5 protein-coding genes and 1 pseudogene are annotated in these 7393 nt (G+C 62.5%); 2 read left to right on the top strand and 4 right to left on the bottom strand.

From position 1 onward, the window contains the following. Positions 1-892, bottom strand: a pseudogene (locus tag MESS2_RS08665) (hypothetical protein); the annotation flags it as partial. 74 nt (positions 893-966) lie between these two features. After that, entirely contained in the window at positions 967-2265 is a 1299-nt protein-coding gene (locus MESS2_RS08660) for an adenylosuccinate synthase (protein WP_008873803.1), read from the bottom strand. 321 nt (positions 2266-2586) lie between these two features. Here MESS2_RS08660 and MESS2_RS08655 point away from each other — a divergent pair, with 321 nt between their 5' ends. Then, positions 2587-3477, top strand: coding sequence for a DMT family transporter (locus MESS2_RS08655; protein ID WP_008873802.1), 891 nt, complete (start codon positions 2587-2589; stop codon positions 3475-3477). A 355-nt stretch (positions 3478-3832) separates the two neighbouring features. Next, positions 3833-4228 (top strand): SH3 domain-containing protein, encoded by a 396-nt coding sequence (locus MESS2_RS08650; protein WP_008873800.1) that lies wholly within the window; start codon positions 3833-3835, stop codon positions 4226-4228. Positions 4229-4339: 111 nt separating this feature from the next. Here the strand turns inward: MESS2_RS08650 and serA are convergent, their stop codons facing one another. Together serA and MESS2_RS08640 are read right to left on the bottom strand one after the other, a co-directional pair. Continuing rightward, entirely contained in the window at positions 4340-5941 is a 1602-nt protein-coding gene (gene serA / locus MESS2_RS08645) for a phosphoglycerate dehydrogenase (RefSeq protein WP_008873799.1), read from the bottom strand. Between the two features lie 67 nt (positions 5942-6008). Further along, on the bottom strand, positions 6009-7181 hold the full coding sequence (locus tag MESS2_RS08640; RefSeq protein ID WP_008873798.1) for a phosphoserine transaminase: 1173 nt from the start codon (positions 7179-7181) through the stop codon (positions 6009-6011). Positions 7182-7393: the final 212 nt, after the last annotated feature.

Raw genomic sequence — 7393 nt, 5'->3', positions numbered from 1 at the left:
GTGCCGCGGGTGCGGCTGGCGGCGGCGTGGTCAACGCCGCGACGGATTCACCCTCGCCGATGCCGGTGCGTCCCGCCGCGGGGCCGGGATCGACCTCGCCGCCCTCGGGCGTCAGGCGCTGGGTGAACTTGGCGCTTTCGGCGGCGTCGGTGGCAGCCGGTGTGGCCGCGGCATCGGTTGCCGGCTTGGCCGGAGCCGGCTTCACCAGCGGTTCGGTGGTTGCAACCTTGGTGTCGCCGAGGCCCAGCATATCGCTGAACGCATCCTTGTTCAGCCAGATGCCATAACCGCCGCCGGCGACGACGAGCAATGCGACGACGGCAGCGATCAGACCACCATAGCCGCGCTTGCGCTCAGCCTGGCCCATGCGCTGGAAAGTATCCGCCGCCGGCTCCTCATCATTGGAAAAGCCGTCATTCCTGAAAACATCGCCCCTGGAGGCGTCGCGCTTGTCGCCCGCCGCTTGAGAATCCATGCCCGAGGACACTGGATCGGCGCGGCCTGGGGGAAGAGGAGCGGGTTGCGGTTTTTGCCAGTTCGGCGCCGTCTTGGCGGCAGGGGCGGGCTGCCATGCCGCTTCGGTCTTTGCCGGTTGCCGGACATGGCTGGATTGATTCTTGTTGCGGTCGATGGAAGAGAAGATGTCTTCCAGCTCCGCCAGCGGATCGGACGCCGGCGCAGGCTTGGCATAATCGCGCTCGATGCTTTCAATAGCGTCTTCCAGGGTACGCTTATGCTGGGCAATGGCCGCAGGCGCCAGCGGCGGCACACGCTCGGCAAGCTTGTCCGCGATGGTTGAGCGAGCCTTGTCATAGACTCTCGCGCGTACCTCCGGCGTTGGGTCAACGATGCCGGCGAGCGTCTTTTTCAGAGGACTAACAAAATCTACCATGCTTCAGTCGACCTGCATTTTGTTCCTGGGCCGGCCCCCGCAAATCAGCCGCGATGCCCGGAAAGGCTGAGAAACTAATCTTGAAACGGATCGGTCACAAGTATTGTGTCGTCCCGTTCCGGGCTGGTTGAGAGGAGCGCGACCGGCGCGCCGATCAACTCCTCGATGTAACGGACATATTTGACGGCCTGGGCCGGCAGGTCGTTCCAGCTTCTGGCGCCGGCCGTGGTGCCTTTCCAGCCCTCGAGCGTCTCGTAGACCGGTTCGACGCGCGCCTGCGCACCCTGGCTGGCCGGCAGATAATCGATCATCTCGCCATCAAGCCGGTAGCCGGTGCAGACCTTGATCTCGTCTAGCCCGTCGAGCACGTCGAGCTTGGTCAGCGCGATGCCCTTGATGCCATTGACCGCGACGGCCTGGCGAACGAGCACGGCATCGAACCAGCCGCAGCGGCGCTTGCGGCCGGTGACGACGCCGAATTCGTGGCCGCGCGTGCCCAGGAACTCACCGATCTCGTTCTTCTGTTCGGTCGGAAACGGGCCTTCGCCGACACGCGTCGTATAGGCCTTGGTGATGCCGAGCACATAGCCGATGGCGCCCGGGCCGACGCCTGAGCCGGCTGAGGCCTGGCCGGCGACCGTGTTGGACGAGGTGACGAACGGATAGGTGCCGTGGTCGATGTCGAGCAACGTGCCTTGCGCGCCCTCGAACAGGATGCGCTCACCGGCGCGGCGCTTGTCGTCGAGGATCTTCCAGACCCGGTCCATATAGGGCAGGATCTCGCCGGCGACCGAACTCAGCTCCTGCATGATCGCGTCATGCGTGACTTCGGCATGGCCGAGCCCGCGGCGCAGCGCATTATGGTGCGTCAGCAGCCTGTCGACCTTCAGGGGCAGTGTTTCCAAATCCGCCAAATCCATCACCCTGACCGCGCGCCGGCCCACCTTGTCCTCGTAGGCGGGGCCGATGCCGCGACGGGTCGTGCCAATCTTCGTTCCGGAATTGGAGGCCGCGTCCTCGCGGAATCCGTCCAGTTCCCGGTGCAAGGACAGGATAAGCGCGGTGTTTTCGGCTATTTTCAGGCGCTCCGGCGTTACTTCGACGCCTTGCGCCTTCAATTTCGCCACTTCCGCGACGAAAGCGTGCGGATCGAAGACGACGCCATTGCCGATGATGGACAATTTACCTTGCCGCACCACGCCGGACGGCAGCAGCGACAGCTTGTAGACTTTGCCGTCGACGACCAGCGTATGGCCGGCATTGTGGCCGCCCTGGAAGCGCACGACGACGTCGGCGCGTTCCGACAGCCAGTCGACGATCTTGCCTTTGCCCTCGTCGCCCCACTGCGAGCCGACGACCACCACGTTGGCCATGTTTCATTTCCCTTGAGACGCCGCTCGATGCGGCTTGAAATGGTTCGAACGACAGGCCTCTATCGCATCGGCCGGAAAATCGGAATCGATTTCCCGAAATCGCCGATGCGAAGGTTCAAAGCCCGGAGACGCGTACTTTGTGCGTCCAAATGGACGCATGTCGCTCTATAGCGTCTAGAGCAGGCTGACGCGACCATTCTTTGCCGCTGAAAATGCCCGGAGGCACAACAATTTTCAGCTTTGCCATCATTTACTTGGGCAGACCGTCGCAATAGGCCGACGCAAGCCCCCGAAGCCCCTCCGCCGGCCGGAACTTCAGCCATGCATCGAAGCGCCTATCTGTTCCTGCTGATCACCACCTTGCTGTGGGGTGGCAACTCCGTGGCCGGCAAACTGGCGGTCGATCACATCTCGCCGATGACGCTGGTCTTCCTGCGCTGGGTGCTGGCGGTTCTGATCATGCTGCCGATCGGCTGGCGGACGCTACGCGAGGACTGGCCCGTGGTCCGCAGGCACTGGCTGATACTGGCGGCGTTGGGCGCCGGCGGCTTCACCCTCTTCAACGCGATCTTTTATACCGCGCTCAACTACACGACCGCGATCAATGTCTCGATCGAACAGGCGGCGATGCCGATTCTGATTATCGTCGCCAATTTCATATTTTTTCGCTTGCGCGTGAATTGGGCTCAGATTGTCGGCGTGGTGCTGACCATCGCCGGCGTGATCCTCACCGCCTGCCACGGCGATCCGCGACGATTGCTGACGCTGGAGCTCAACTTCGGCGACGCGATCATGCTGATCGCCGTGATTCTCTACAGCGGCTATTCGGTCGGGTTGCGAGTGAAGCCGGCCATGCGCTGGCAGAGCCTGATGCTGGCGCTGTCGATTGCGGCCCTCGTCACGTCGCTGCCTTTCTTTCTCTGGGAAATCGCTGCCGGCAAGGTCATCGTGCCCGACGCGCGCGGCTGGGCGGTTACGATCTACACCGCCATCGGCGCCTCGATCGTCTCGCAGATCTTCTACATCAGGGGCAACGAGTTGATCGGCGCCAACCGCGCCGGCCTGTTTATCAACCTGGTGCCGATCTTCGGCACGCTGCTTTCGGTGCTGATCGTCGGCGAGACTTTCCACCTTTATCAGGCCCTGGCGCTTGTACTGGTGCTGGGCGGCATCAGCCTGGCCGAATACAATGGAAGGAAGATGACGATATAATGCATGTCGCCCCAAAAGTGTGCAGCGGGCGACATGCATAAAGGCAAAGACTCAAAGCGCGTCGCGTGAACCCCATCACCCGCGACGCGCTTTGGCCTATGCTCGGCATTGGTTGAAGATCGGGCAAACCACCGCTCGTCGTTGCCCTCATGGTTAACCAAAACTTTACAGCAGCGTCCAGGGGAACATCTAAACAGGCTAATGTATTAATAGAGCTTATGGGTAGTAACAGCACAATTAAGGATACACGAACTCCAATTATACGGCACCATTACCGGGAGATTGACTTTTACACTTTTTGGCACTCAGCTTATCGATGCCTATTTGTCTGATTTCGGTGCGAATGGAGACGATTATGAATTTTCGGATGCTTGCGGCCCTGGTCGTCGCTCTTGCCGGCTGGGCGGCCTTTCCCGCTTCGGCCTCCGCGGCCACCGCCCGCACCACCACGACATTGAATGTACGAAGCGGCCCCGGCCCCGGCTATGCCAGGGTCGCGACACTGCCGGCCGGCCAACGGGTGACGGTGTTTGGCTGCGAAGGGAGTTGGTGTTCGATTCGCGCCGCCGGAATACGAGGCTGGGCCAGCTCAAACTATCTGGATCGCGTCCGCGCGGTGCGCCCGATCGTCGTCCAGCCACAAATCATCATTCGCCCGCCGCATTACCGTCCGCATAGGCCGAACAAGCCGCGCCCGCCACGGCCGAACAAGCCGCAATGCAAGATCGCGCCCGGCTTCTCCTGCAAGTAACGGCAGCCAGGCAATTACGGCGAACAGCTCCGCGCGCCTCCCAAGGCACGCGGGGCTGTTCGTGTGATAGCAGTTTCCAATCGCGAGCGAACGGAAACTTCTGACTTCGTCTCACACACTGCCCACATCGAAATGCAGCCTCTTGGCCGAGTCGATCGACTTGTGCGAGCGCACCTGTTCCAAGACCTTTTCCGGGAACGGCGCGTCGAGATAGAGCAGCGCGATGGCATCGCCGCCCGGCCGGTTGCGGCCGAGCTGGAAATTAGCGATGTTGACGCCGTTCTCGCCGCAGACCGTGCCGAGCAGGCCGATGATGCCGGGCGCGTCGGCATTGGTCGTGTAGAGCATGTGCTGGCCGACCTCGGCGTCGAGATTGATACCCTTGATCTGGATGAAGCGCGGCTTGCCGTCCGAAAAGCAGGTGCCGGCGATCGAGCGCGTCCTGTGCTCGGTCTTGACCGTCAGCTTGATATAGCCGTCGAACACGCCCGATTTGTCACGCTTGACCTCGGCGACGATGATGCCGCGCTCCTTCACCATGATCGGCGCCGACACCATGTTGACGTCGGAGACCTGCGGCCGGATCAGCCCGGCAAGGGCGGCGCTGATCAGCGCGCGCGTGTTCATCGTCGCGGTCGAGCCGTCAAACAGGATCTCGACCTCCTTGATCGGGTCCTCGGTGACCTGGCCGACGAAGGCCCCGAGCACCTCGGCCAGCTTGACGAAAGGTTTGAGCCGCGGCGCTTCCTCGGCGGTGATCGAAGGCATGTTGATGGCGTTGGAGACGGCCCCCTTGATCAGATAGTCGGACATCTGCTCGGCGACATGCAGGGCGACATTCTCCTGCGCCTCGGTGGTCGACGCGCCGAGATGCGGCGTCGCCACCACATTCTCCATGCCGAACAGTTCATTATACTCCGCCGGTTCGACCTCGAACACGTCGATGCCGGCGCCAGCCACCTTGCCGCTTTTCAGCGCCGCGATCAGGTCGGCCTCGACGACCAGTCCACCACGGGCGCAGTTGATGATGCGCACGCCGGGCTTCATCCTGGCGATGGCGGTTGCGTCGATGATGTTGCGCGTCTTGTCGGTCAGCGGCGTGTGCAAAGTGATGAAATCGGCGCGGGTGAACAACTCGTCGAGTTCGACCTTTTCGACGCCGAGTTCTTCGGCACGACTGTCCGACAGGAACGGATCGAAGGCGATGACGTGCATCTTCAGGCCGACGCCGCGCGTGGCCACGATCGAGCCGATATTGCCGCAGCCGATGATGCCCAGCGTCTTGCCGGTGATCTCGATGCCCATGAAGCGGTTCTTTTCCCATTTGCCGGCATGGGTCGAGGCGTTGGCTTCCGGTATCTGGCGGGCCAGCGCGAAGATCATGGCGACGGCATGCTCCGCCGTGGTGATCGAATTGCCGAAGGGCGTGTTCATCACGATGATGCCCTTGCGGCTTGCCGCCGGGATGTCGACATTGTCGACGCCGATGCCGGCGCGGCCGACGACCTTCAATTTGGTGGCGGCGTTGATCAGCTTCTCGGTGACCTTGGTCGCTGAACGAATGGCGAGGCCGTCATACTGACCGATCACTTCGAGCAGCTTTTCCTTGTCCTTGCCGAGATCGGGCAGATAGTCGACCTCGATGCCGCGATCCCTAAATATCTGCACGGCGGTGGTGGAGAGTTTGTCTGAGACGAGAACGCGGGGCGCCATGGCGGCCTCCTTCAAATAGGATTTGATCCGTTGGGAATGGGCGGCCCGAGAGCCGCCACTGGAAAATTCAGGCGGCAGCCTTTAGCGACGCCTTCTGCTGGGCGAAGGCCCAGTCGAGCCAGGGCAGCAGCGCCTCAACGTCGGAGGCCTCGACCGTCGCCCCGCACCAGATGCGCAGGCCGGGCGGCGCATCGCGATAGGCGCCGATGTCATAGGCGACGCCTTCCTTGTCGAGCGCGGAGACCAGCCCCTTGGCGAAGGCAGCCTGCCCGTCGGCGTCGAGTGCCGCGACATCCGGGTCGGTGAAGGACAGGCAGACGGACGTGTTCGACCGTGTCGCCGGGTCGATGGCGAGATGGCCGAGCCACGAGGACTTGTCGACGAAGCCGTCGAGAACGGCGGCATTGGCCTCGGCGCGGGCAATCAATGCGTCGAGCCCGCCGATCGACTTCGCCCAATTGAGTGCGTCGAGATAATCCTCCACGCACAGCATCGACGGCGTGTTGATGGTCTCGCCCTTGAAGATGCCTTCGATGAGCTTGCCGCCCGAGGTGAGGCGGAAGATTTTCGGCAGCGGCCAGGTCGGCTTGTAGCTCTCCAGCCGCTCGACGGCGCGCGGGCTGAGGATCAGCATGCCGTGTGCGCCCTCGCCGCCCAGCACCTTCTGCCAGGAGAAGGTGACGACATCCAGCTTCCTGAAATCGAGCCGTTGCGCAAACGCCGCCGAGGTCGCATCGCAGATGGTCAGGCCCTTGCGATCGGCCGGGATAAAATCGCCGTTGGCAACGCGCACGCCCGAGGTCGTGCCGTTCCAGGTGAAGACCACATCGCGGTCGAAATCGATCTTTGTGAGGTCCGGCAGCGCGCCGTAGCCGGCCTCTAACCTGCGCACGTCCGCGAGCTTCAGCTGCTTGACCACGTCGGTGACCCAGCCGGAACCGAAGCTTTCCCAGGCGACCATGTCGACGCCGCGCTCGCCGAGCAGCGACCACAGCGCCATCTCGACCGCGCCGGTGTCCGACGCCGGCACGATGCCGATGCGATAATCGGCCGGGACCTGAAGGATCTCGCGCGTCAGCTCGATCGCCTGTTCGAGCTTGGCCTTGCCGATCTTGGCGCGATGGGAGCGTCCAAGCGCGGCCTTGGTCAGCGCCTCGACCGACCAGCCGGGACGTTTTGCGCATGGACCTGAGGAAAAATCGGGATTTGCCGGACGGAATCCGGGCTTCGTATGCGTCATCGTGGTCTATCCTTCCAGATAGTGGCCCCTCGTTGGGGAGGGGTGGCCCACGGACGGCGATATGCGTTCAGGCTTCCGGCGTCAAGAGGAAAGTTTTTGTCGCTGTCGGGACACCAAATGCATATCGCCCAAAAGTGCGCAGCGGTTTTTGGGACAACGCCATGAAATGCATGTGATCAGGATGTCGTGACTTCACACGCAAACTGCGGGCT

Source organism: Mesorhizobium metallidurans STM 2683, from assembly GCF_000350085.1.
Lineage (GTDB): Bacteria > Pseudomonadota > Alphaproteobacteria > Rhizobiales > Rhizobiaceae > Mesorhizobium > Mesorhizobium metallidurans.
The sequence above is the reverse complement of the archived record's forward strand: the minus strand, read 5'-3'. Positions and strand labels throughout refer to the sequence as shown.